General features: G+C 60.1%; 16 protein-coding genes. 12 read left to right on the top strand and 4 right to left on the bottom strand.

The genetic code is table 11. From position 1 onward, the window contains the following. A partial coding sequence (locus QVP03_RS05915; RefSeq protein ID WP_288210673.1) for a glycosyltransferase family 4 protein occupies positions 1 to 935 on the top strand: 935 nt, incomplete at its 5' end. A 177-nt stretch (positions 936 to 1112) separates the two neighbouring features. Here QVP03_RS05915 and QVP03_RS05920 read toward each other — a convergent pair. After that, positions 1113 to 2360, bottom strand: a complete 1248-nt coding sequence (locus QVP03_RS05920; protein WP_022332624.1) for an LruC domain-containing protein — start codon at positions 2358 to 2360, stop codon at positions 1113 to 1115. A gap of 226 nt (positions 2361 to 2586) precedes the next feature. Here QVP03_RS05920 and QVP03_RS05925 point away from each other — a divergent pair, with 226 nt between their 5' ends. The 7 genes from QVP03_RS05925 (at position 2587) to QVP03_RS05955 (ending at position 15313) form a co-directional block, all read left to right on the top strand. After that, on the top strand, positions 2587 to 3201 hold the full coding sequence (locus tag QVP03_RS05925) for an acyltransferase (protein WP_022332625.1): 615 nt from the start codon (positions 2587 to 2589) through the stop codon (positions 3199 to 3201). Next, positions 3194 to 4138, top strand: a complete 945-nt coding sequence (locus QVP03_RS05930; protein WP_022332626.1) for a glycosyltransferase — start codon at positions 3194 to 3196, stop codon at positions 4136 to 4138. The genes QVP03_RS05925 and QVP03_RS05930 overlap by 8 nt, the downstream gene beginning before the upstream one ends. Next, complete coding sequence (locus QVP03_RS05935) at positions 4135 to 5589, top strand: lipopolysaccharide biosynthesis protein (RefSeq protein WP_022332627.1); 1455 nt, start codon at positions 4135 to 4137, stop codon at positions 5587 to 5589. Before QVP03_RS05930 ends, QVP03_RS05935 begins: the two co-directional genes overlap by 4 nt. 4 nt (positions 5590 to 5593) lie before the next feature. Continuing rightward, positions 5594 to 6721, top strand: coding sequence for a glycosyltransferase family 1 protein (locus tag QVP03_RS05940; protein WP_022332628.1), 1128 nt, complete (start codon positions 5594 to 5596; stop codon positions 6719 to 6721). Next, the gene (locus QVP03_RS05945) at positions 6718 to 7890 is read left to right on the top strand and encodes a glycosyltransferase family 2 protein (protein ID WP_022332629.1); all 1173 of its coding nucleotides are present in this window, start codon (positions 6718 to 6720) and stop codon (positions 7888 to 7890) included. The genes QVP03_RS05940 and QVP03_RS05945 overlap by 4 nt, the downstream gene beginning before the upstream one ends. Positions 7891 to 7949: 59 nt before the next feature. Continuing rightward, positions 7950 to 9131, top strand: a complete 1182-nt coding sequence (locus QVP03_RS05950; protein ID WP_022332630.1) for a hybrid sensor histidine kinase/response regulator — start codon at positions 7950 to 7952, stop codon at positions 9129 to 9131. A 161-nt stretch (positions 9132 to 9292) separates the two neighbouring features. Next, a complete protein-coding gene (locus QVP03_RS05955; protein ID WP_022332631.1) occupies positions 9293 to 15313 on the top strand; it encodes an alpha-2-macroglobulin family protein in 6021 nt (2006 codons plus the stop codon). Positions 15314 to 15355: 42 nt separating this feature from the next. Here the strand turns inward: QVP03_RS05955 and QVP03_RS05960 are convergent, their stop codons facing one another. Continuing rightward, positions 15356 to 16402, bottom strand: a complete 1047-nt coding sequence (locus QVP03_RS05960; RefSeq protein ID WP_256166301.1) for an endonuclease/exonuclease/phosphatase family protein — start codon at positions 16400 to 16402, stop codon at positions 15356 to 15358. Positions 16403 to 16494: 92 nt separating this feature from the next. Here QVP03_RS05960 and QVP03_RS05965 point away from each other — a divergent pair, with 92 nt between their 5' ends. Continuing rightward, positions 16495 to 17454: a UDP-glucuronic acid decarboxylase family protein gene (locus tag QVP03_RS05965; RefSeq protein ID WP_022332633.1), complete on the top strand. Its 960-nt coding sequence runs from the start codon at positions 16495 to 16497 to the stop codon at positions 17452 to 17454. A 105-nt stretch (positions 17455 to 17559) separates the two neighbouring features. Here QVP03_RS05965 and QVP03_RS05970 read toward each other — a convergent pair whose 3' ends face one another. Next, a complete protein-coding gene (locus QVP03_RS05970) occupies positions 17560 to 18543 on the bottom strand; it encodes an alpha/beta hydrolase (protein WP_022332634.1) in 984 nt (327 codons plus the stop codon). A 101-nt stretch (positions 18544 to 18644) separates the two neighbouring features. After that, positions 18645 to 20045, bottom strand: a complete 1401-nt coding sequence (locus tag QVP03_RS05975; protein ID WP_018697039.1) for a Gfo/Idh/MocA family protein — start codon at positions 20043 to 20045, stop codon at positions 18645 to 18647. Positions 20046 to 20140: 95 nt separating this feature from the next. On the opposite strand from QVP03_RS05975, the gene lnt reads away from it, so the two are divergent. The 3 genes from lnt to QVP03_RS05990 all read left to right on the top strand — a co-directional run bounded on the left by lnt (position 20141) and on the right by QVP03_RS05990 (position 23935). Next, positions 20141 to 21727 (top strand): apolipoprotein N-acyltransferase, encoded by a 1587-nt coding sequence (lnt, locus tag QVP03_RS05980; RefSeq protein WP_022332635.1) that lies wholly within the window; start codon positions 20141 to 20143, stop codon positions 21725 to 21727. Positions 21728 to 21742: 15 nt separating this feature from the next. Beyond that, positions 21743 to 23032 (top strand): bifunctional folylpolyglutamate synthase/dihydrofolate synthase, encoded by a 1290-nt coding sequence (locus QVP03_RS05985; RefSeq protein ID WP_018697037.1) that lies wholly within the window; start codon positions 21743 to 21745, stop codon positions 23030 to 23032. A 135-nt stretch (positions 23033 to 23167) separates the two neighbouring features. Beyond that, complete coding sequence (locus QVP03_RS05990) at positions 23168 to 23935, top strand: TlpA family protein disulfide reductase (RefSeq protein WP_018697036.1); 768 nt, start codon at positions 23168 to 23170, stop codon at positions 23933 to 23935. Positions 23936 to 23999 lie beyond the last annotated feature (64 nt).

Below are 23999 nucleotides of genomic sequence, written 5' to 3' on the forward strand. Positions count from 1 at the left end.
GCTGCCCGAGCTACCCGCTGTGGGAACAGTGGGCGCTGCCGCGCGCCGTGGCCCGCGTGAAACCCGACCTGCTGCACTGCACGAGCAACACGGCGCCCGTATGGGGGAATACCCCGCTGATCCTGACGCTCCACGACATCATCTTCCTCGAGCAACAGGCCGCGCGCAACAAATCGCTCTACCAGTCGCTGGGGCGCGTCTACCGCCGCCTGGTAGTGCCGCGCATCCTGCCCAGATGCCGGATGGTCATCACCGTCTCGCAATTCGAGTGCGACCGCATCCGCACCGCACTGAACTTCGACCCCGGACGCATCATGGCCATTCACAACGGCTACAACGACCGGTTCCGCCCGATGGAAGGCACGGCGGAAACCGTCTGTAAATACCTGCAAGACCCCGAATTCCTCTTTTTCCTGGGCAATACCGACCCAAAGAAGAACACGCCCGGCACGCTGAAGGCTTATGCCGAATACGTACGGCGCTCCGAAAAGCCGCTGCCGCTGCTGATCGCAGACCTCGGGGAACAACCCGCGGAAGCGATCCTGCGGGAGATCGGCGAACCCCGGCTGCGCGGGATGCTCCGCCTGGCGGGATATATCCCCAACAGCGACCTGCCGGCCATCTACAACAGGGCTTCGGCGTTCCTCTACACCTCGCTGCGCGAGAGTTTCGGCATCCCCCAGCTCGAAGCGATGGCCTGCGGCACGCCCGTGGTGACATCCGCGACCTCGGCGATCCCCGAAGTGGCGGGCGAAGGCGCCATCCTCGTCGACCCGACCGACCCGAAGGCAATCGCCGACGCCCTGCTGCGGCTCGAAACCGACGCAGCGTTCCGCGCAAGGCAAGTCGCCTACGGCCTCGATCGGGTAAAACAATTCTCGTGGGAAAAGACCGCCCGGCATTTGCTGACACTCTACGAATCGCTCGGGAAGTAACCCGGACACAGCGCAAACGATTGAAAAAACCCGTCGTCCGGAAGCGGACAACGGATACATCGCGAGTTCTTCCGACAATCCGGGAACCCGCACATCGGCGGACAGGACTCCGGCGACGAAAAGAGGGTGCCCGCACTTGCGGACACCCTTCTATTCAGGAAGTTCCTTGCTACCTGTTTATTTCTTCCTCACCAGGTATTGCTCGACCCCGTGCAAATACCAATCCTGCGATTTTGCACCGCCCGACTGCGCCCAATCGGCCATCTCGGGATAAGCCTTCAGGAAATCCACCTTCTCATAGGTATGCCGGATATCATGGGGAATGTTGAGCGCCCATACCAGCCTGTCGTTCGAATAATAATAATCGCCGGCCTTGTCGGTAGCAGCACTCCCGGCTTTCAGGAAAGCGTAATCGGGTTCGGCATCGGGAGTCGGCTCGAATCCGCCCATATGAATTTCGATGTTGTTGCCGTCACGTTCGCGGCTGAGGAAGAAATCGAACATGTCGAAAGCCACATCCCCGATAGCGATCGAATTACGGAACTCGACAAAGAACGAGGCATTGACCAACTGCTCCTCCGTCATTTCGTACCCTTCCTCGGTATTCACATAAGCGGCGCCGGACTGCCGGTTGGGATTGGTGCGGATATTCTCGAAGCGCAGGACGGCAGGGTCTTTCACGTAGTTCGCCGAATTGAGCGCCACGAGCCGGGCATTGCCGGTATTATACATTTCGACAGGCTCGATCCCGTCGATCTCACCGCCTTTCACACCTTTCATCGCAAGGCAAAGGTCATAGGGCAAAGACCCGCCGACCGCTTTCACACGAACGCCGATATGCATGCCCCAAACCTTGTTCTTGTTGTTCATATGGAGCTGCACCTTATAATTAATGACGAAATCGTTGAAATCGAAATCACCGTACGACGGCCACAAATCCTCGAAAAGAAGCGTTCCCCAACCGCTTGCAGGCATATAAATCACATCGCCGATCGTGGTGTTCTTGTCCCCGTCCTCGATGCCCGTATAATCCTTCCCGTTCGAAGCGAGCGCATACGATACGGCCGAACCGGCCACAGGAACGGCCTCTTGCGGCGACAAGCCGTTTTCAGTTTCATAACTTACGTAAAGCGTCTTGGCCGTGACAGGCAGATCCAGCTTCACGGCATCGGCACCGTCGCCTACCATGAACGAAGCGAAAGGCTCAGCGCCGCGTTGCGCAGCCACATGCACACGCGAAAGGTGCGGTGCGGTGAACTCGCAGGCCACAGGAGCCGTCGTTTTCCAATCGAACGATGCGGGAACGGACATATCCACGACCCGCTCGACATCTTCGGGAATGCCATTCGGATTCGAAGGAACCTTTTCCACACATCCGCCCAGCAACAAGGCGAACATAGCCGTAAAGAGGGATAGGTTTTTCATAATCAACGTAATTTTCAAACGTAATTAACACCCGGATCCGGATGTAATTTAAAACTGCACAAATGTAAACATTTTAATTCTATTTTATATCAAAAAAGCCCGAAATATTTTCAGCCCCGCATTCTTCCGCCGCAAAACGCCCTTTTTGCACCGAAAAAACACCCGGAATGGCAAATCCCGCAAAGTTTGCTTATATTTGCATACTGACGCATATGGATACAACAAGATGATCGACCGAATCAAAAATAATCCCCGGCTCAAACAATTCGTCATCGGGCTGATTTCGCCGCACAAGCACCCCCGGCCCCGTCTTTGGGTGCGCTGGTTCGTGAACCCTTTTGTTCACAAAAAAGGCCGCGGTGCGCTTATCCGCCGCCACGCGCGGCTCGACGTTTTCCCCTGGCGGCGCTTCGAAGTGGGACGCGACGCCCTGATCGAGGATTATGCGGTCGTCAATAACGGTGCGGGAGACGTGGTGATCGGCGACCAGGCGCGCATCGGCATCGGATCGGTGATCATCGGCCCCGTGCGCCTGGGCGACCGGGCCGGACTGGGCCAGCATGTCTTCATCTCGGGGTTCAACCACGGTTATGCCGACGGGACACGAGACTCGAATGCACAGGAACTCGTGCGTAAAGAGGTGACGATCGGACGTGAATCGCATATCGGCGCCAATTCGGTGGTCGTGGCGGGCGTCACGATCGGCGAACGCTGCCAGATCGGCGCCGGGAGCGTCGTCACCAAGGACATCCCTTCGTACAGCGTCGCCGTAGGCAACCCGGCGCGCGTAATCAAGCGTTATGACGCCGCACGCGCAAAATGGATACGTGTCGATGAATAACCCGAAAGTCAGCGTCGTCATTCCCGTATACAATACGGAGGCCTATGTCGAACAGACCCTGCGTTCGATCATGGGACAGACCCTGCGCGACATCGAACTCATCGTCATCAACGACGGTTCGACGGACGGCAGCCTCTCCGTACTCGAACGCATAGCCACCGGAGACGACCGCATCCGGCTCTACACCCAGCCCAACAAAGGGCTTTCTGAGACCCGCAACGCAGGGATCGACCGTGCCCGGGGCGAATTCATCTACTTCATGGACAGCGACGACCTGCTGGAACCCGACGCCCTCGAACGCTGCTACGAACGCTGCCAGTCAGACCGGCTCGATTTCGTGTTCTTCGACGCCGAAAGCTTCGGGGCAGCGGCCTCCGACGCCGCATGGTTCGACTACCGGCGTGCAAAATATTTCGGAACGGAGGTCTGCGACGGCACCGCCCTGCTGCGCAGGATGCTCGCACTGCACTGCTACCGGGCTTCGGCCTGCCTGAGTTTTATCCGCACCGCCTACCTGCGCGGGCTGGGACTGCGCTTCTACCCGGGGATACTCCATGAAGACGAACTCTTCACCCCGCAACTTTACCTCGGGGCGTCGCGTGCAGGTGGAATCGAACGCTCGTTCTTCAAGCGGCGCATACACGGGGATTCGATCATGGGACGCGGGTTTTCGCGCCGTAACCTCGAAGGCTACACTACCGTCCTGCGGGAACTCAACCGCTTTGCCGCGCCGCGCGACGCCGGCCAGCGGCAACTCATACGCACGCTCACGAGGCAGATACTGCGCCCCGTGATGCGCAACGCCTGGGCACTTCCGGCCGGGGCACGCTGGAAACTGGCCTGGGATGCCCTGCGGCACTACCCGGGCAGCATCGACGGCCGTGCCCTGGCGACGCTGCTGTTCAAGAAACCGCTAAAAAAAGAAAACGGGAAATGAGTGTCAGGCGGGAATTGGCTTCGGGCGTATTCTACACCTCGATCGCAAAGTACGCGGGCATCGTCGTAACGCTCGTGGTGACGGGTATCCTTTCGCGCCTGTTCACCCCCGAGCAGTTCGGCGTGGTGAACATCGCCACGGTAGTGATCGCCTTCTTTGCCATCTTCAGCGATCTGGGCATCGGCCCGGCCGTCATCCAGCACAAAAACCTCGACAGGCACGACCTGGGCGGGATATTCTCGCTCTCGGTATGGTCGGGGGCAGTCATGGCGCTGCTGTTTTTCGCAGCAGCCGGCACGATCGCCTCTCTCTACGGCGATTCGCAGGTGCTGCGCAACGTCCTGCGCATCCTCGCGCTGAACCTCTTTTTCGCCGCGGCCAACATCGTCCCCAATGCACTTATCCTGAAGGAGAAACGCTTCCGGTTCGCCGCCATGCGGTCGCTCACGGTGCAAATCGCAGGGGGCACGGCCGCCATCGCCGCGGCCTATGCCGGGGCAGGCATCTACGCACTGACGATCAACCCGGTGTTTTCGAGCCTGATGCTCCTGGCGATAAACTACCGCCAGAACCCGCTGCCGCTGCGCCTGCGCCCGGGACGCAAGGCGCTGGGCAAAGTATTCTCGTTCTCGGCCTACCAGTTCTCGTTCCAGTTGATAAACTATTTCAGCCGCAACCTCGACAAGCTGCTCATGGGACGTTACATGAGCCTCTCGCAACTGGGTTATTACGACAAGTCGTACCGGCTGATGATGCTCCCGCTGCAAAACATCGCCTATGTCATTTCGCCCGTCATGCACCCCATTTTTTCGGAGATGCAGCACGACCTGAAGCAGTTGGGCGCCTCCTACCTGAAAGTCGTCCGGCTGCTGGCGTTCATAGGGCTGCCGCTCTCGGCCGTGCTCTTCTTCACGGCGCAGGAGCTGGTGCTCATCATCTTCGGCGACCAGTGGGAGCCGTCCGTCCCGGTGTTCCGGATACTGGCGCTCTCGGTCGGCATCCAGATCGTGATGTCCACCTCGGGCTCGATCTTCCAGGCCGCCAACGCCACGCGGATGCTCTTCCTCTGCGGCGTATTCTCGGCGGCGCTCAACGTCGCGGCGATCTGCACCGGCATCTTCGCATTCGGCACGACCGAAGCCGTGGCCTGGTGCATCTGCGCCTCGTTCGCCGTCAACTTCGTGCAGTGTTACCACGCGTTGTTCTGCCTCACGCTGCGCACGGGATGGCGCCGGTTCTGGCGGAATTTCCTTTCGCCGCTGCTGCTCACGGCACTCGTCGGCCTGCCCCTGGCAGCAGTCGGATGGCTTCTCCCGCCGATGCCGCTCGTGGCGTCGCTCGCCCTCAAGGGGACGGCGGCACTCGGCGTATGGCTCCTTTATGTGCACCTGAGCGGCGAATACGACCTGAAAGGACTTGCAGGACGGCTCCTGGCCCGCAAAAAACGATAACAACATGAAAGGATTATTTGTCGTCTTCCACGGGTTTTCGGCCCACAGCGGCATCAGCAAGAAGATCTTTGCCCAATGCGACGCACTGCGGCGCAACGGTGCCGACATCGAGTTGTGCCACATCGAGATAGCGCCCGACGGCACGCAGCGCCGAATGGTCGGCGGACAGGCGATCCGCACCTTCGGCAAGGGATTGCGGGCCAAGCTCGAAAAAAGGGTCTCGCTGAGCGACATCACGCGCTACATCCGCCACGAAGGGGTGGAGTTCCTCTACATCCGCCACGACCACAACGCCAGCCCGGTGCTGATCCACTGGCTGCGCAAGGTCAAAAAACTCGGCGTGCGGATCGCGCTTGAAATCCCGACCTACCCTTACGACGCCGAATTCGCGCAGTCGCCCGCGGTGCGGAAGCTCAAACTGCGCATCGACCGCATGTTCCGCTGCCGCATGGCCCGCTACATCGACCGCATCGTCACCTTCTCCGACGATACGGAGATATTCGGCCGCCCGACGATCCGTATATCCAACGGCATCGACTTCCGGAGTATCCCGCTCAAAACCCAGGTACACGGGGATCACCACAACTTACGGCTGCTGGCCGTGGCGAACATCCATTTCTGGCACGGCCTCGACCGCGTGATCGAAGGGCTCAGGGAGTATTACGCCGCCCCGCACCAGTGCATCGTCCGCCTGCGTATCGCAGGCGACGGCGTGGAAACGCTCATCGCAGAATACCGCCGCAGGATCGACGCATACTCCCTGGCAGAGTATGCCGAGGTCATCGGCCCCCGTTCGGGCGCGGCGCTCGACGCCGAATTCGAGTGGTGCGACATGGGCATTGCCAGCCTCGGGCGCCACCGCAACGGCATCACCGGTATCAAGACGCTCAAAAACCGCGAATACGCCGCACGCGGCATCCCGTTCGTATACTCGGAACGGGACAGCGACTTCGACGGCATGGACTACGTGATGAAAGCCCCGGCCGACGACACGCCCCTCGACATCGCGGCGCTCGTGCGTTTCCACGACGGGCTGCATCTCACGCCCGCCCAGATCCGCGGCACGGTCGAGGGACGCCTCTCGTGGGACAACCAGATGAAACAGGTATTAACCGAACTTTTCGAAGCATGACGACCGTAGCGATACTCTTCTGGGCGGGGGTATTCCTCGTCTTCTACACCTACCTCGGATACGGCATCCTGCTGTGGCTGCTGGTGAAGATCCGCGAAGCCGTGCACCCGGCACGGCGGTACGCCTTTCCTGCCGACCCGCCCGAGGTGACGCTGCTCATCGCCGCCTACAACGAACAGGAGGTCGTGGCGGAAAAGATGGCCAACTGCCGGGCATTGGATTATCCGGCCGGAAAGCTCCGCGTGACGTGGATCACCGACGGCTCGACCGACCGCACCGTCGAACTGCTCGCCGCCTACCCCGAGGTGACGGTGCTGCACGACCCGCGCCGGGGCGGTAAGACCGCGGCGCTGAACCGGGCGCTGGGAATAGTCCGCACGCCGCTGGTCGTATTCACCGATGCCAATACGATGCTCAACCCCGAAGCCGTGGCGCAGGTCGTCCGCTGCTTCGAAGACCCCGCAGTGGGGTGCGTGGCCGGCGAAAAACGCGTCGCCGGGACAGGGAATACGGGCGCCGCCGCAACGGAAGGCGTCTACTGGAAATACGAGTCGAAGCTCAAGGAGCTGGATCACCGCCTCTACTCGGCGGTGGGGGCAGCGGGGGAGTTGTTCGCTGTGCGGCGCGAACTGTGGCAGACGCTGAGGGAGGATACGCTGCTCGACGATTTCGTCTGCTCGATGCTGATCGCGGCACAGGGATACAGGATCGCCTACTGCAAGGAAGCCTATGCGCTGGAGAGCCCTTCGGCCGACATGGGCGAAGAAGGCAAACGCAAGAAGCGCATCGCGGCGGGCGGGCTGCAATCGGTATGGCGGCTGCGCAAGCTGCTCAATCCGTTCCGTTACGGGGTGCTGTGGTTCCAGTACGTATCGCACCGCGCGCTGCGCTGGACGCTGACCCCCGTAGTGCTTGTCGCACTGCTGCCGCTCAACGTCGCGCTGCTGTGGTCGGGCCATCCGGCGCTCTATGCCGCGATCCTCGCCCTGCAATGCGCATTCTACCTGGCCGCCCTCACGGGATGGGCGCTGGAGCGCAGCGGGCACCGCAACAGGCTGCTCTTCATCCCCTACTATTTTCTCTTCATGAACCTCAATGTTTTCCGCGGGGCATCGTACCTGGCGACCCACCGCGGAAAGGGTGCCTGGGAGAAAGCCCGCAGAGCCTGACCGATTTTTGAACGGAACCTGAAATATTATGCTATATTTGCATGTCTAAACCTCTCCTCATGAAAAACATCGCCATAAATCCCGAGGACTACACGATCCTGGCCGTCGACGACATTGCCACCAACATCATGCTGCTGAAAGCCGTGCTGAGCCGTGCCAAATACAAGATCGTCACGGCATCGGGAGGTAACGAGGCACTCGAAAAGGCCGCGACGGAGCTCCCCGACCTGATCCTGCTGGACATCATGATGCCCGACATGGACGGCTACGAGGTGATCAAACACCTGAAGGCTGATCCCGCATTGCAGGACATCCCGGTGATTTTCCTCACGGCGCTGCACAACCCCGAAGACATCGTCAAGGGGTTCAAACTGGGAGCCAGCGACTACGTCTCCAAGCCGTTCAACCACGAGGAGCTGATCACCCGCGTATCGCACCACATCTATTTGGCGGCGGCGCAGCGCACGATCATGCAGCAGCGCGACGAATTGCAGGCCACGGTCGACGCCCGCGACAAGATGTACTCGGTAATAGCCCACGACCTGCGGTCGCCGATCGGCACGTTGAAGATGGTTTTCAACATGCTCTCGATAAACCTTACGCAGCAACAGATAGGCGAAGACAACATGGAGATGATCACGATGGGCAACAACATCACCGAGAGCACCTTCATGCTGCTGGACAACCTGCTCAAATGGACGAAGAGCCAGATCGGACGCATGAACACGGTGTTCCAGGAGGTCGACATTTCGGAGGTCGTGGTTTTCGCCAGCAAGATGTCCGACCTCGTGGCACAGGTCAAGAACATCGCCGTCGAATACGACATCCCCGGCCCGATTACCGTCCCGTGCGACGTAGACATGGTGAAAACGATCATGCGCAACCTGATGTCGAACGCCATCAAGTACAGCAACGAAGGCGGACGGATCGTCATCAGCGTGCGGGAAACCCCCACCCATGCCGTAATAAGCGTACGCGACTTCGGCACGGGTATCAGCGAGGAAAACCTGCCCAAACTGCTCAACCCCGAAATACACTACACCACCTACGGCACCAAGAACGAAGAGGGATCGGGGCTGGGCCTGCAGCTCGTGCAAGACCTCACGCGCCGCAACGGCGGGGAGCTGACCATCGAATCGACACTGGGCGAAGGCTCCACGTTTACGTTCACCATCGCCAAGGTGCAACCTAAGTCCGAGACCGTAGAAGACTCGGAGGGGGGGGGTATTGCGCGTCCCTGAGCGATAAATGGTTCGATAGTCTGACCGCATTTTTCCGCGTGGAAAAGGCGGAAGAGACGATATCTCCGTAAAATCCGGGCGGACACGCACAGATAGTTCCCCGAAAAGGTCGCCATGAGCGATCTTTTTGTTATATTGCAGGATAAAACCCCGACCTCGCCATGAAGTATTGCAGTACGATCCTCGTGGGGCTTCTCTGCACGGCCGCCTGCCTGGCGCAGACCCCGCTGCCCGAAAGCCGCCGCACCTCCCCGGAAATATTCATCTATAAACCCGATGCCAAAGAGCTCCGCGAACTGCATGTGAAAGGCAAGGCGCCCGACGAAGAAATGCTGCACACGTTCGTCGGCAAATATGCTGCGGCGGGAAAGATCCCGCAGCTCCCCCAGGGAAACTACCTGCGGGTCTGGACGGACGGGAACGAACTCGTATACGGCGACCATGTCGTGGACAATTTCTACTACCGGCTCGTCAGGGACGAGCAGGTGATGCTGATACTCTGCGACACGCTGGGCAACACCATCGACGATGCCGTGGTAAAACGGGGCTCGAAACGGATGAAATACGACCCTGCCACGCGCACCTACAACCTGCCGCGCATCCGCGGCGAAGAGGCCACGGTCGAAGTAAACAACGACGGCGTACTGCATTACATCACCATCGCGAACGAACCGGACTACACCTACCGTCCCGGGTTCTTCAAAACGGCCTGGGGAACGGTCAAAACAGCCTTCAAGCGGGTTTTCGCACCGGGGAAGCTGCCCGCGCGGGACAAGTACGACGGGTTCGTGGTATTCAGCAAACCCAGGTACAAACCCGGGGAAACGGTGAAATTCAAGGCGCACATCAACCGCAAAGGCAAGCCCCTCGACGGGAAGGTCGACGTGGCACTCGTTTCGTATTACTCCCCGTCGATAGACACGACCCTCGTATCGCTGGCGCCCTACCGTCCCGGCATGTACGAATGGGAGTTCAGGCTTTCGGACAGCCTCCGCCTCCGCCTCGACAAGGATTACACACTCCGTTTCCGGACGGGCGACAAGCATGCCAATGACATCACGGGCCGTTTCCGCTACGAGGAGTACGAACTCGGGAAGCTCACCTTCACGGCCAGGGCCGACAAGCAAAAATACGCCCGGGGCGACACGGTGAGGATTTCACTGAGCGCAGCGGACGAGAACAACATGCCGGTATACGACGGGCGGGTAAAGGTCTTGGTCAAACCCGCCAGATACATGGGCTGCAAATTCCTCGCCCGCACGGCATTCGTCCCCGACCGGCTCTGGGAGCATACGTTCGGCATGGAGGGCAAGTCCACGAAGGAAATCATCCTGCCCGACTCGATATTCGTCGACGGCGTGTCGATGTATTACGACGTCGCCTGCTCGTTCTTCGATGCGGGCAACGAACGCAGGGATGAGCGCATAAGCCTGTACCGGGACGCAAGGCGGAGGCGGATCGACTATTCGGCCGACCAGGGGATGCTCGCCCTGCGTGAACTGTACGACGGCAAAAGCGTCGAAAGCCGTGCCCTGGTAACCGCCTACAACCCGGAATACGGGATCGTATGGCAGGATTCGGTTACATTGCCCTGCAGTGTGCCGCTGTCGTGGATCGTCAGCGAATACGAGGTGCAGAGCGCCACGGCATCGGAGGACATCGAGGTCGGAAAGCTGCCGGGCGAACTGATCGGGCACCGCTTCTTCCGCCGGGACGGCAACGTCCGGCTGGTGGTGGACAACCCCGCGAAATTCCCGTTCTGGTACACCATCTGCATGGGGGACAAGACGATTGCCAAGGGGTATGCCACCGAACTCGACTTCGCGCGCAAGGACAACGGCCGCAAGGGCTATTCGATGCAGATAGCCTATCTGCAGGGGGAGAATGCCCGGACGATACGCGGCGAGCTGCCCTTCACGGAGAAAAACATCACGATGGAGGTAACGACGGCGGCGACCGTCTATCCCGGACAGAGCGCAAAGGTCGAAGTGGCGGTCAAAGACCGCAAGGGACGCCCGGTGAAAAATGCCGACGTGACGGCCTATGCGTTCACCTCGAAATTCGAAGCCCTGCCGCCGGAAGTGACGATCTACGGGAAATCGGCATCGGGAAAGGCCATCACCCCGAAAAACTACGAAGCCGACGAGGATTTCCTCTACAACACCCGCAGCAGGATGGATTGGCCGCTGTGGCGGCAGCGCATGGGACTCGATTCGATCGAATACTACAAATTCCTCTACCCGGAGCCGTTCTACGCCTACACCGAGGAAGTCCCCGGAAGACTCACCCAGCTATCCCCCTATGTGGTCGTCGACGGGGAAGTGCAGGGTATCCATGTCCTGTGGATCGACGAACAACCCCACTATTTCAAACAGGCGCAGCAACTGACGCCGTACAGCTTCCCGATATGGCCGGGATTGCACACGCTGCGGCTGCGCACCTACGACAGGGAGGTGACCGTCGAGAACGTCTATGCGGGCGAAGGGCTAAAGACCATCGTTTCGGTAGACGGCGGACGATCCGCAGTGCAACCCTGGGAGGCTTCCGGAGACAACCATCCCGTGCGGATCTCCGTCCGGGAATACGGCAGGAAAGAGAAAGGCATGCTCACGCAGCGCGAGACGGCGCTGCTGACGCGGCACATGATTACGGTCGACAACACCTTCGGGAAAGCGACCCTGCTCACGGGACAGCCGGACAGGCAACCCTCCTACACGGTTGAAACCGAGCTGCCGGGCATTATAAATGCCGGCGGGGTCTGCTACTACCTCAACGGCACGCAGAAGCAGGCCCGCCGCTACCGCTGGGACAGGCCGCAGGCCGAAACGGCGATCCTGGCAGGGCCGTTCCCCTACCGGGGATTCACCACCGGAGGCATGCAGGTCGGAACGCTCTATTCGGATACGCTTGCAGTCAACAGTTTCGAGATCGAGGGCGGCTACCGTTACGACATTCGGAACAACTACCTGAAACAACAGAGTTGGGAGCAGAGCCCGATCCGGAGGCAGCTCGAACCGTTCACGCAGAAGGTCTGCTTCGGGCAGGACGCGCTTACGGCCGAATCGATCCGCGGCATATTCAGGCGGCAGCTCGCCGACATGGTCGAAAACGAATCGGGGCTGATCTCTGCCGTCCCGCAGATATCGCTCATGGACAGCTGCCGCCTGCAACTGTCCACAGGCAAGCTGGCGGACGGTACAAGGGCACAGCCGATCATGGTGTTCCTGCAATCGACGGGCAAGTACCCCGCCAGCAGGCTCTACTACGGCACGACGACCGAAATCGACAGGCTGCCGGAGGGGAACCTCCGCGTAGACCTCATCTTCAGGGATACGACCCGCTGTTCGGCCACCGTAAAGCTGCGGAAAGGCGGCATCAACTACCTGCGGATGGATTCGCTCATAAAGGAGCCGGCCGACGACCGCAGCCGCGCGCTGTTCGGGAAACTGGAAAGGATGTTGCGCGTATCGCGCCCCGCGGCACCGCTGGCCGACTATAAGCCCGCGGTCGCGGAGCGGGACAACCCGTTGCGGAACCCGGGACGCATCAGCGAAGCCAACCTGACGGGCAAAGTCGTCACGGGCACCGTGCGCGACCCGTATGGGGAGCCCATTGCCGGGGCATCGGTGCAGATCGACGGGACTAACGTCGGAACCGTCACGGATACGGACGGAAAATTCACCCTTTCGGACACGGGACGGGGAACGCTCGTCGTCAGTTATATCGGCTACCGGAATTTCGCCACCAAACTGATCTCCGGCTACAACTATAACATCGCCCTGGAAGAAGATTACAACGCACTGGAAGAGGTCGTGGTCGTAGCTTACGGAAAGTCCGGAAAGAAGGCCGTGGTGGGAAGCAGGGCCAATTCCGCGACGGTCACAACGGAAGTGGCATTCGCAGAATTCGACGAGGAAACGGAAACGCTCACAAGTACGCTCGCAGGCATGTCCGCCGGGATACAGGTGCGGGGAACGGGCACAATCGCCGGCCAGGCCCCGATGATCGTCGTGAACGGCGTACCCTACGACGGGGCGCTGTCGGACTTCGATCAGGGAAGCATCCTGTCGATGAACCTCGTCAGGGACGCGAACACAGCAATCTACGGGGCGAGGGCCGCAAACGGGATCATCTTCATCGAAACCACCGACCGGAACGGGGCGGGCGGCGACGGATTCCCGCTCGAGGCCGGCATGCCGAACACGCTGCGCACCGATTTCCACGACGACGCATTCTGGAAACCCCGCCTGACGACCGACAAAGCGGGGCGTCTGACCTTCGAAGTGACTTATCCGGACGACATCACCAGCTGGGACGCCAATTTCATCGTCGTCGGCGGCCGCAGGCAGGCGGACAGGAAGCAACTGCGCATAAAATCGTACAAGCCGCTCAACGCCCAGCTCTCCGTTCCACGCTTCGCCATCGCGGGCGACAGCCTCAATGCTGCCGGACGGCTGACCAACCACACCGGCGACACCTTGTCCGTACGCCGCATGGTCGAAACCGACGGACGGACAGCCGAGGAGCAAATCCGCATCGCCACCTCGCATACGGACGCAATACCCGCCGTCGCAGGGGATGCCGACAGCATCCGGATAGTCTACTCGCTGACGACGCCCGGCGGCTATTTCGACGGGGAGCGGCGTGCGATCCCGATCTACAAGGCCGGAATCCTGGAAACCCACGGGGAGTTCGCCGTCCTCAACGACACCACAGCCCTGCGGTTCACGCCCGACCCGGCGCTGGGTACCGTGACGATCCACGCCGAGGCATCGGCCATACAGGCATTCCTCGACGAGATCGGGAACATCGACCTCTACCCCCACCTCTGCAACGAGCAAATAGCTTCGAAGGTCAAGGCTCTGCTCTCGAAAAAACGGATATACAGCCTGTTCGGACGAAAATTCAAGGACGACGACAAGGTCACGAACCTGCTCCGCAAACTGACGGCCAACCAAAACGACGGCAAGTTATGGGGGTGGTGGAACCGGGAACAGACCGAACTGTGGATCTCGCAGCAGGTCGTGGAGGCATTGCTCGACGCCGAAACAGAGGGGTATAAGACCGGCCTCGACCGGCAGGCACTGACGGACGCGCTGCTTGCCGGCCTGAACCGCCGTATGCCGGCAGCGGCATCCGACACGACAGGGATGCGGAAAAACGAACTGCTCTCGCTGGTGGGGCTTCTGCGCAAGCTGGACGCCAGGATCGACTACCCGCGCTACTGCGCCTTCATCGCGTCGATCCCCGATGCGACGCTCGGCAACCGGCTCCGGACGGCGGAAATGCTGCAACAGCTCGCCCCGGATGGGATGCCCGCCGCGGATTCGCTGCTGGCACTGGCCTCCCGAACCATGATGGGATCGTTGTACTGGCGCGACAAAACACCGCGGGAACCGACTCCCCGCAGGTTCGCGCAGCCGGACATGAGCGACGTCGAGAACACGCTCACGGCATACCGCATCCTGCGCGCCGCGGGCAACCGCAAGGCCGAGTTGGAAAAGATCCGCAACTACTTCTTCGAACAGCGTAAAAGCGGTTCGTGGCGCAACACCTACGAATCGTCGCGGATCGTGGAAACCATCATGCCCGACATGCTGGAAAAGGACGGCGGCGCGTTCCGCGAAGCGAGCCTGACGATCGACGGACAACGGTTCGGCAAATTCCCGCTGACCCGGACATACGCCCCCGGAAAGGAGATAACCGTCCGCAAAGAGGGTTCCATGCCCGTATTCTTCACAGCCTACCAACAAGCCTGGAACGACAAACCGGAACCTGCGGCAGAAGGCTTCACGGTCTCTACCCTGTTCCGCAAGGACGGCAAGCCCGTGACAACTCTCCATGCCGGGGAGCGCGTCGAACTGGTGGCAACCGTAACGGCCGATTCCGACGCCGAATACGTCATGGTCGAGATCCCGATCCCCGCAGGCTGTTCCTACGACTCGAAAGAAAAAGGCGATTTCTGGAAAGAGACACACCGGGAATATTACAAGGAGAAGGTCGCCGTCTTCTGCAAAAAGCTCCGCAAGGGGACGCATACCTTCACTGTCAGGCTCCTGCCCCGCTATACGGGCTCCTACCACCTCAACCCGGCGCGTGCCGAGCTGATGTACTATCCGGTATTCCATGGCCGCAACGAGATGAAAAAGTGCGGCGTGGCCGAGGCACAGGAGACCCGCTGATCCCGGGAAAAAGACATGACGGCAGCGTGACGATTGCGTCCGCTACCTGAACCGCAGTTCAGCGACCACGGCCTTGTGGTCGCTGACATCTTCCGGAGGCATGTAATAACGGATGCCCTCGAAAGCGTCGTCGTAAAAGATGTAGTCGATGCGCAGTACCCCTCCCAGATAGCGGAAAGTACCGCCGTAACCGCTCCCGCTGTCGCGGAAACCGTCGGTCATGTTCCCCTTCATCGTATGGTAGGTATAGGACGAAGGCGTATCGTTGAAGTCGCCCGCAAGGATCACCGGGTAGGGCGAAGCATCTATTTCGACCCGGATTTCACCTACCTGCCCGGCACGGATACTACTGTTGTGTTCCAGCTCGCCCAGTATTCGCTCGACGGGTGCGTCGCGGTTGTAATCTTTCCGGAACCGGCGCCTGAGCTGGGCGATGCCCGAAGTCTGGAGGTGGACGGAGAAGAGACGCACCGTATCATCGCCGACGAGCAGGTCGGCACGCAGGTAGTCGTTGTTCGTATCGGCAAACCGGACGTATTTATGATCGAGAACGGGATAACGGCTGGCCAGGGCCGCACCGCCCTCATGCAGGAAATAGGGCATCCGCCGAGCGAAGACCTTCCCGATGCTGTCGGCCGGAAATTCCCTGCTGTCCATAAACTCCTGCAGGCAAAGCACGTCGACCTGCTCGCGGTTCACCATGCCGGCGATGGCCCTGGCCGTAGCGGGCGTGGATTCCAGTCTGCGGAATCCGTTTACGTTGAGCGTGGCGATGCGGATGTCGTGCGGATTACCCCTCTCCTTAAAATCGGGAAGCTGAACCATGGCTGAAATATACCCCAGGTTGAGTACCAGCGCGACCAGCGGCATCAGCAGGACGATCCATTTGCGGCGAACCGCCCACCAGACCAGCGCAACTACGTTGGCCAGCAGCACGACCGGCATCAGCAATGCGAGCGTCGCCCAGAATCCGCCCTCCCCGGGGGAGACGGACGAAGCATACCGGCACAGGACGGCGGCGACCAGAAGCAGCCCGGTGAGCACCACCGAAATACCATAAAAAAGAATAGAAACGGCTTTGCGACCCATTTTGTGCACTATTAAAGCGATTAACGCGTACAAAGATATGCTTTTACAAATAAAATCAGTATATTTGACGATCAAAAAAGACGCGATTTGGAATGAAGAGGATTTTAATCTCTGGCGGTGCCGGATTCATCGGTTCGCACCTATGTGAAAGACTGCTTGACGAAGGAAACGACGTGATCTGCATCGACAACTATTTTACCGGGCACAAAAGCAATATCCGGCACCTGCTGAAACACCCCAATTTCGAAGTCATAAGGCACGACATAATCTACCCCTACATGGCGGAGGTCGAAGAGATCTACAACCTTGCCTGTCCTGCTTCGCCCATCTACTACCAGCACGACCCGATCAAGACGACGCAAACTTCGGTTATCGGCGCGATGAACATGCTCGGCATGGCGCGCTACAACCGCGCCAAGGTGTTGCAGGCTTCGACTTCGGAAGTATACGGCGACCCGCTGGTACATCCGCAGACCGAGGATTACTGGGGACACGTGAATCCGCTGGGGCTGCGCTCGTGCTACGACGAGGGCAAACGCTGTGCCGAATCGCTCTTCATGAGCTACTACCGCGAACACGGCATCCCGGTGAAAATCGTCCGGATTTTCAACACCTATGGCCCGAAGATGGACATCAACGACGGCCGCGTAGTCTCGAATTTCATCGTCCAGGCATTGCGCAACGAACCGATCACGATCTACGGCGACGGTGAACAAACCCGCTCGTTCCAGTATATCGACGACCTGGTCGAAGGGATGATCCGCCTGATGGACGATACGCCCGACGATTTCACGGGCCCGGTCAACATAGGCAACCCCAATGAATTCACCATCAACGAACTGGCAGCCATCGTCCTGGAACTCACGGGTTCGAAGTCGAAGATCATGCACATGCCCCTGCCGTCGGACGACCCGCAGCAGCGCAAGCCCGACATCTCGCTGGCCCGCAAGATGCTCAACGACTGGGAACCCACGATCCAGCTGCGCGACGGACTGGTAAAGACCATCGCCTATTTCGAGGATATCCTGTCGCGGGGGAGCGTCCGGCACTGATCCGCCCCTGAAATCGGCCCGCCCTTCTTTGAACACCGTCAGCCTGTTGAGCACCGCCCGCCTGTTTGAGTACAGCCCGGCACAATTCCCAATGCAGCCCCAACCCTATTTTTCCAGGTAGTCCCGCAATACGGAGCCAACCAGCCGTATCAGCGTGCGCGTCGGATGCAATGCGGCGAACCCGTTGAGCATTCCCCAATCGTGTACCACGCCGTTGAAGCGCACGGTCGTCACTTCGACGCCCGCCTCGTCCAGACGACGCCCCATCGCCTCGCCCTCGTCGCGCAGGATGTCGTTCTCGGCAACGACGATCAGCGTCGCAGGCAATCCCCGCAGCCGTTCGGCAGAAGCACGCACGGGCGACATGAGGTCGTTGCCGCGCTGAGCCGGATCTGAAACGTACTTGCCGAACATCCATTTCATCAACGGCGCGGTCAGGAACCGCTGGCGGCCGTATTTCACATACGAATCCCAGTCGTACCCCGCATCGGTCACGGGCCACATCAGCACGAGCGTGCGCAGCCGCGGCCCGCCGTGATCCTCGGCCACGAGCGCCGCCGCAAGCGACATGTTACCGCCGACGCTGTTGCCCGCCAGCGCCAGCCGGCTGCCGTCGACCCCGATCTCCCGGCCGTTTTCGGCCACCCATTTCACTGCGGCATAGACCTCCTCGACAGCCTTCGGAAAATGCGCCTCGGGCGAAGGCGTATAGTTGACGAATACCGCCGCACAACCCGACTCCACGACAAGGTCGCGCACCAACCGCCTGTGGGTGGGATAGTCGCCCAGCACCCAGCCCCCGCCGTGAATGAACACGAACGCCGGAAGATACCCGCGCCCCGCCCCCGAAGGGCGGACGAGGTTCAGGCGCAGCGTATGCCCTTCGCTTTCGACCGTCCGTTCGGACTCCTCGATGCCCGACAGATCGACATGCACGGCCGCCTGCACATCGGTCAGGACGCGACGGGCCTCCCCGACCGGCAACGATTCGACGGGAGCGCCGCCGTTCAACACTTTCAGATAAGCTTTGGTTCCCCGCGACAGGTGGTCGTCCTGCAAATAATCCGGAGCTTCCTTCAGATGATCCATAACAAACCGTTTTAAAGTTTATGACACGGACTGCAAAGGCGCTGCCACAAACGAAAAAAGCCGGACGAAATGTCCGGCTTTTCGGTATGTCAAAGCGGTTTTTACTGCGCCATGGCATGGCGGAACCCGTCCACCTTGTCCCAGTCGCCGCGCGTGAAATCGGGCACGGCGACCGGCATACTGTTGTGTTCGAGCGACGCCGCGGTCAGCGACCCGATGCACGACCATTCGGCAGCGTCGTAAACGTCCTGATCGAGCGGCAGGCCATGCTGCAGGCAGTAAACGAGGCGATAGTCCATGATGAAATCCATGCCGCCGTGGCCGCCCACGCGGCGGGCCTTCTCCTCGATGTCCCGGGCGATCGGATGCTTGTAACGCTCCATCAGCGCCGCCTTCGCCGCCTGGGGGATGAACGAATGCTCGCTCAGATTCTCGTGGTCGGGAATCTCCTCGCCGGCGATTTGCTCGGGACGGAACGCATAGCCCTCGACCGGGTATTTATTGGCGAAGCCCTCGGTGCCCGTAAGCTGGTACATGCGGCTGTAAGGACGGGGCGTATAGACGTTGTGTTCGAGCAGGATCGTGCGGCCCCGCTCGGTCTTGATGAGCGTCAGCGTCTGGTCGGCATTGGCGAAGGTCTCGGCACCCATCTTCTCCTTGGCGAGCTTCAGGCCGTTGACCGACTTGGTATCCATCGCCACGAGGTAGTTCATCTTATCGCCGCGGTGGATATCCAGCAGCTGGCAGGCCGGGCCGAGGCCGTGCGTGGCATAGACGTCGCCGCGGTGCGACTGGTTGAAGTCGAGGCGCCAGTTGCCCTGGTAATAATCCCAGTAGGGTTCGAGGTTGTGAATATAGGAGCCTTCGGTGTGGAGTATCTCGCCGAACAGCCCGTGCTGAGCCATGTTGAGCGTCGTCAGCTCGAAGAAGTCATAGACACAGTTCTCGAGCATCATGCAGTGGCGCTGTGTCTTCTCGGCAGTGTCGACCAGTTGCCAGCACTCGTCGAGCGACATGGCGGCTGGGACTTCGACGGCGACATGCTTGCCGTGCTCCATGGCATAAACCGCCATCGGGACGTGCAGCTGCCACGGGGTGCAGATGTAAACCAGGTCGATGTCATCGCGCCGGCAAAGTTCCTTCCACCCCTCCTCCCCGCTGTACGGGGCAGCAGCCGGGAGGTTATGTCCGGCGAGGATCTCCTGCGACTTGTCGACACGCTCGGGGTAGAGGTCGCAGAGCGCCACGATCTCGACCCCGTCGATGTTGGCGAAGCGTTCCACGGCGCCCGGGCCGCGCATACCCAGCCCGATGAAACCTACGCGTACGACCGGGATCGGGTCGACCGTCAGCCGCAAAACGGAATGCTGGCCCTCGGCACGGGCCGGGACGTCGAATACGATCACGCCGTCGACGATGCTGTAACCCTCCGCGGGCGGCGTGCTGCACCCCCAGCACAGCACGGCTGCCGCCGAGAACAATAAAAAGGCAAATTTCTTCATTATATCCGGGTTATTTAGTTATTTAGACAAAAGTATGAAATATTTTGAAATCTGCGCTCATTTGACTACTTTTGCCGACGTAAAAATCACACACCATGTTTCGTAGATTAGCGGCGGTAATCCTCTCGGTCGTCCTGCTCTCCCCGGGCTGGCTCGGCATGACAGGGCTCACGCTGCCCTTCGCCATGATCCCGCTGCTGTGGATCAGCGCATCGTACGACCAGACGCGCCGCTCGTGGTGGCGCATGTTCGGCTGGGCGGCGCTGACCTTCGCGCTGTGGAACATCTCGACCGTCTGGTGGATATGGAACGCCACCCCGGTGGGGCCCGTGGCCGCGACGCTCGCCTCAACGACGCTCAACATGATCGCCTTCATGTTGTTCCACACCGTCGCAAAGAAAGGGCCGAAGACACTGGCATACACCTTGCTCATTGCCGGGTGGATCGCAACGGAATACTGGTATACGGTCGGCGAATTCTCGTGGCCGTGGCTGATCCTGGGCAACGGATTCTCGCACGACGTATGGCTCGTGCAATGGTACGAATACACGGGTGTCTTCGGCGGTTCGCTGTGGGTGCTGCTCTGTAACATACTCTTCTTCGAAGCGCTGCGGGCACGATGCAGCATCGGACGGTGGATCCCGGCCGCGGGCGTCCTGCTCCTTCCGGCCGCCGTGTCGCTGGGCATCTGGTGGAGCTGGGAGCAGCCCGACGAGGGGACGGCCGAGGTGAGCGTCGTCCAACCCAACGTCGACTGCTACGACAAATTCAACGGCCGCGCCGACTGGCAGCAAGACAACATCACCGACCTTTTGGCACAGGTGCCCGCCGGGGCGCAATTCATCCTGCTGCCCGAGACTGCCGTCCCGGGACATTACTGGGAACCGGGTCTTTCGGAGTTCCGCCCGGCCAACGAACCGGGCATGTTCTGGCAAGAGCTGGCCGACAGCCTGCGCCGGTCGCACCCCGGGGCCCTGCTCGTCACGGGCGCCAACACCCTGCGTTATTATGCCGCCGGGGTACAACCCCGCACGGCACGCCGGGACGGGTTGGGCGAAGGTTACTACGACGTATTCAACACGGCGGTAGGGCTCGACTCCGCAGGCCGCATGCAACTGCACCACAAAGGCAAACTGGTGATCGGCGTGGAAAACACCCCGACGATCGTTTTCGACATCCTGCAATTCCTGGTAATCGACCTGGGCGGCGTCGTGGGACAGATCGGCATGGGGCAGCACGGCACGGCCTTCGAACACCGGGGCGTGAAAACCGGCCCGGCAATCTGCTACGAAGGACTTTACGGCGATTTCTTCGGCGATTTCGTGCGCCGCGGGGCACAGTTCATGGCCATCATCTCCAACGACGGCTGGTGGGGCGACACGCCCGGCTACAAACACCTCTTCACGATCTCGCGCCTGCGCGCCATCGAACACCGCCGTGCCATCGCCCGGTCGGCCAACACCGGCATGTCGGGCTTCATATCGGCCCGCGGCGACATAGGCCAGACGCTCGGCTGGGAAAAACGGGGCGTGCTCACAGCGGCCGTACCCCTCAACTCCCAACTTACCTTCTACACCCGATACGGCGACTACCTGGGACGCATCTCCGAATACCTGATGCTGCTCTGTGTGCTCTACTACATCGCCTACCGGGCCAAGAAAAAGAACCACCTCGTAAAATAAAACCCGAAACCCGATATGAATTACACCCAGACCCTCGAATTCCTCTTCCAGTCGCTGCCGGCCTTCGAAACCAAAGGCGCAACGGCCTACAAGCCGGGATTGGAGCGCATCACCGCATTCTGCCGCCACATCGGCAACCCCCAGCGCAATTTCTTCACGATCCACGTGGCGGGCACGAACGGCAAAGGTTCCGTATCGCATATCATCGCCTCGGTATTGCAGCAGGCCGGCTACCGCACGGGGCTTTTCACCTCGCCCCACCTGCAGGATTTCCGCGAACGCATCCGCGTCGACGGCGAGATGATTCCCAAACAGAAGGTCGTGAACTTCGTGGACAAACACCACGACAAGATGGTCGAGCTGGAACTGTCGTTCTTCGAAATGACCGCGGCACTGGCTTTCGACTACTTCGCACAGAGCGACGTCGAGGTCGCGGTGATCGAAACGGGACTCGGAGGGCGACTGGACGCCACGAATATCATCGTACCGGTCGTAAGCGTCATCACCAACATCGGGCTGGAGCATACGGCGCTGCTGGGCGACACGCTCCAGAAGATCGCAGCCGAAAAAGCCGGGATCATCAAGAAGAGCATCCCGGTCGTGATCGGCGAGGGCGACCTGCGCTACAACGACGTGTTCGAGCAGGTCGCTGCGGCCAACAAATCGAAAGTCATCTATGCCGAAAAGGTATTCTCGTGCCAAGAGTGCGGTTGCAGGGAAGGGCGGCAGCACTTCTGCATGCACCGCGTGCGCGACGACCGCAATTTCGAGGTAGACCTCGACCTTACGGGCAATTACCAACGCCATAATATCCTGACAGCCGCGGCGACGGTCGATTTCCTGCACGAGGAAACCCCGCTGACGATCTCCCGCCGTGCCTTCCTCGAAGGGACGCGCGATGCGGCGGCCATCACCTCGCTGGCGGGACGCTGGCAGAAGCTGGGTGAAAATCCGCTCGTCGTCTGCGACACGGGGCACAATCCCCACGGCATCGCCTACGTGGCCGAACAGCTCAAAGCGACGCCCCACAAGGAGCTTTACTGCGTGATCGGGTTCGTCCGCGACAAAGATCTGGCACACATCCTGCCCCTGCTGCCGCGCGACGCGCACTACATCTTCACGCAGGCACAGACCGAAAGGGCATTGCCCGCCGCCGAACTGACAGCCAAGGCTGCGATCTACGGGCTCAGGGGGGAAACCATCCCCGAAGTGCCGGCCGCCGTGGCACATGCCCGGGAACTTGCCGCTGCGGACGATATGGTCTTCATCGGCGGCAGCACCTATGTCGTCGCCGAAGCACTCTGATACATACGATATTCAGAACCCGTATAAAGTCCGTCCGAGTGTCTCGGACGGACTTTCTTTTGTCATCCTGAATAAAACTATAAAAAATAGTTTTATGTGAAGATTTTTTAGTTATATTTGCAGAAAACCAATCGCATGAAACGAATCCTTCCGCTCCTGGCGGCCGTGATCGCATTGACAACCGTACTCCCCGGCAAGGCGCAAACCGGCAAATATTACATCGACGGACGGGAAACAACCCGTGAAGAGCTGTTGAAACTTCCCGCGGGCGCAATCGAATCCATGGCGAATTCGGTGGAAAACGGATTGCCCGTAGTGCGTATAAAATTAAAACCCGAAGGCGGGGAACAGGCTCCGGCCACCGGGCAACAGGAAAAAAACGCTGCGACCCCGCATGAAAAAGCGATGCAGCTGGTACGTGGAATCTATGAGCAGCACACCCTGCTCAAGGAGGGCGACCTGGCGGCCGATTTCCGGGCTGCGAAATATGCCGGAGGGGATCTCACGCTTACAGCTCTGCGTGGCAAAGTCGTGCTGCTGAACTTCTGGGCTACCTGGTGCGGCCCCTGCCTGCGGGAACTGGCGCCGGAAGCCCTGCCGAAAATCATTCTCGAACGGTTTGCCGCAGACAGCGAATTCGTATTCCTGCCGGTCGCCTATACCGATTCGAAAGAGAGCCTCGACAAGTTTTTCGCAGGCGACGAACAGCATAATTACGCTTATCTGCGCGACCTGACGGCAATGGATCCGGACAAACGGGTATTCGGCCTTTATGCGGAGCAGGGCGTCCCGCGCTCCTTCGTAATCGACCGCAACGGCCGCATCGTCCTCGGGTCGCTGGGTGCGGCACAGGAGGAGCTGGAACGCATGGCCGCGGCTATCGAAAAAGAACTTTCCAGATAACGGATAAAAACAGCCCGGCCGTAAAGGCATGGGATTATAATGATGTAATGACCTGAATAATCAA

This window comes from Alistipes sp. CAG:29 (genome assembly GCF_000435435.1).
Lineage (GTDB): Bacteria > Bacteroidota > Bacteroidia > Bacteroidales > Rikenellaceae > Alistipes > Alistipes onderdonkii.

Coding starts and splice junctions, on each gene's coding strand:
- QVP03_RS05920 (WP_022332624.1), bottom strand. CDS start 2,360: ATGAAAAACCTATCCCTCTTTACGGCTATGTTCGCCTTGTTGCTGGGC.
- QVP03_RS05925 (WP_022332625.1), top strand. CDS start 2,587: ATGATCGACCGAATCAAAAATAATCCCCGGCTCAAACAATTCGTCATC.
- QVP03_RS05930 (WP_022332626.1), top strand. CDS start 3,194: ATGAATAACCCGAAAGTCAGCGTCGTCATTCCCGTATACAATACGGAG.
- QVP03_RS05935 (WP_022332627.1), top strand. CDS start 4,135: ATGAGTGTCAGGCGGGAATTGGCTTCGGGCGTATTCTACACCTCGATC.
- QVP03_RS05940 (WP_022332628.1), top strand. CDS start 5,594: ATGAAAGGATTATTTGTCGTCTTCCACGGGTTTTCGGCCCACAGCGGC.
- QVP03_RS05945 (WP_022332629.1), top strand. CDS start 6,718: ATGACGACCGTAGCGATACTCTTCTGGGCGGGGGTATTCCTCGTCTTC.
- QVP03_RS05950 (WP_022332630.1), top strand. CDS start 7,950: ATGAAAAACATCGCCATAAATCCCGAGGACTACACGATCCTGGCCGTC.
- QVP03_RS05955 (WP_022332631.1), top strand. CDS start 9,293: ATGAAGTATTGCAGTACGATCCTCGTGGGGCTTCTCTGCACGGCCGCC.
- QVP03_RS05960 (WP_256166301.1), bottom strand. CDS start 16,402: ATGGGTCGCAAAGCCGTTTCTATTCTTTTTTATGGTATTTCGGTGGTG.
- QVP03_RS05965 (WP_022332633.1), top strand. CDS start 16,495: ATGAAGAGGATTTTAATCTCTGGCGGTGCCGGATTCATCGGTTCGCAC.
- QVP03_RS05970 (WP_022332634.1), bottom strand. CDS start 18,543: ATGGATCATCTGAAGGAAGCTCCGGATTATTTGCAGGACGACCACCTG.
- QVP03_RS05975 (WP_018697039.1), bottom strand. CDS start 20,045: ATGAAGAAATTTGCCTTTTTATTGTTCTCGGCGGCAGCCGTGCTGTGC.
- lnt (WP_022332635.1), top strand. CDS start 20,141: ATGTTTCGTAGATTAGCGGCGGTAATCCTCTCGGTCGTCCTGCTCTCC.
- QVP03_RS05985 (WP_018697037.1), top strand. CDS start 21,743: ATGAATTACACCCAGACCCTCGAATTCCTCTTCCAGTCGCTGCCGGCC.
- QVP03_RS05990 (WP_018697036.1), top strand. CDS start 23,168: ATGAAACGAATCCTTCCGCTCCTGGCGGCCGTGATCGCATTGACAACC.